Source organism: Ruegeria sp. HKCCA4008 (assembly GCF_013033125.1).
GTDB lineage: Bacteria > Pseudomonadota > Alphaproteobacteria > Rhodobacterales > Rhodobacteraceae > Ruegeria.
This window is the reverse complement of sequence record NZ_WQDM01000024.1, coordinates 1-1418: the sequence shown is the minus strand read 5'-3', so window position 1 is coordinate 1418 and position 1418 is coordinate 1. Positions and strand designations below refer to the sequence as shown.

At 65.8% G+C, this 1418-nt stretch carries 1 protein-coding gene; it reads right to left on the bottom strand.

Annotated elements, in window-relative coordinates:
* Positions 1–1418: sulfoacetaldehyde acetyltransferase (xsc, locus tag GOW60_RS20995; RefSeq protein ID WP_171230818.1), on the bottom strand; the 1418-nt coding region annotated here is incomplete at both ends.

Genomic DNA, 1418 nt, shown 5'->3' with positions numbered 1-1418 from the left:
GCGTCGCGGCGGAAGGGTTCGCCGAGCTCCTGGTTGATCAGGGCCTCGATCAGCGTGGTGATGCCGTTCTTCTGGTCCTCGATCGCCTGGTTCAGCGCTGCGGTCAGCTCGTCCTGGGTGCGGGCCACGACGCCCTTCAGACCACAGGCCTGCGCGATACCGGCGTAAGACACTTTGGTATCCAGTTCGGTGCCGACGAAGTTGTCATCGAACCACAGGGTCGAGTTGCGCTTTTCCGCGCCCCACTGATAGTTGCGGAAGACGATCTGGGTCACGGCAGGCCATTCCTCGCGGCCGATCGCGGTCAGTTCGTTCACCGCGATGCCGAAGGCACCGTCACCGGCAAAGCCCACGACCGGCACGTCCGGGCAGCCGATCTTGGCGCCGACGATGGCCGGCAGGCCATAGCCGCAGGGCCCGAACAGGCCCGGCGCCAGGTATTTGCGGCCCGCCTCGAAGGACGGATAGGCGTTGCCGATGGCGCAGTTGTTGCCGATATCCGAGCTGATGATCGCCTCTTTCGGCAGCGCCGCCTGAATCGCGCGCCACGCCATGCGGGGGCTCATCCAGTCGGGCTTGGCCGCGCGGGCGCGCTGGTTCCAGGTGGTGCCCGGATCATCATCCTCGTGGTCCATGCTGCTCAGCTGCTGGGCCCAGCGGGACTTCTTCTCGGCGATCTTCGCCTTGCGCGCGTCGCGGCCCTCGTCGCCCGCGGTATCGCTCAGCTGGTTCAGGATGCCGGTCGCCACCTTGGCCGCGTCACCCACGATGCCCACGGTGACCTTCTTGGTCAGGCCGATCCGGTCGGGGTTGATGTCGACCTGGATGATCTTGGCTTCGGCCGGCCAGTATTCCATGCCATAGCCCGGCAGGGTCGAGAACGGGTTCAGACGGGTGCCGAGGCACAGAACAACATCGGCCTCGCTGATCAGTTCCATCCCGGCTTTCGAGCCGTTGTAGCCCAGCGGGCCGGCAAACAGAGGGTGGCTGCCGGGGAAGGCGTCGTTGTGCTGGTAGCCGACGCAGACCGGCGCATCCAGACGCTCGGCCAGCGCCTTCGAGGCCTCGATCCCGCCCTTGGACAGAACCACGCCCGCACCGTTCAGGATCACCGGGTTCTTGGCGTTCGACAGCAGCTCGGCCGCCTGCGCCACGGCGGTTTCACCGCCCGCAGGGCGTTCGAAATCGACGATGGCGGGCAGATCAACATCAACCACCTGGGTCCACATGTCACGCGGGATGTTGATCTGGGCCGGGGCGCTGGCGCGCTTGGCTTTCATGATCACGCGGTTCAGAACCTCGGTGACGCGGGTCGGGTCGCGGACCTCTTCCTGATAGGCCACCATGTCCTCGAACAGCTTCATCTGCTCGACTTCCTGGAAACCGCCCTGACCGATGGTCTTGTTCGCCGCCTGCGG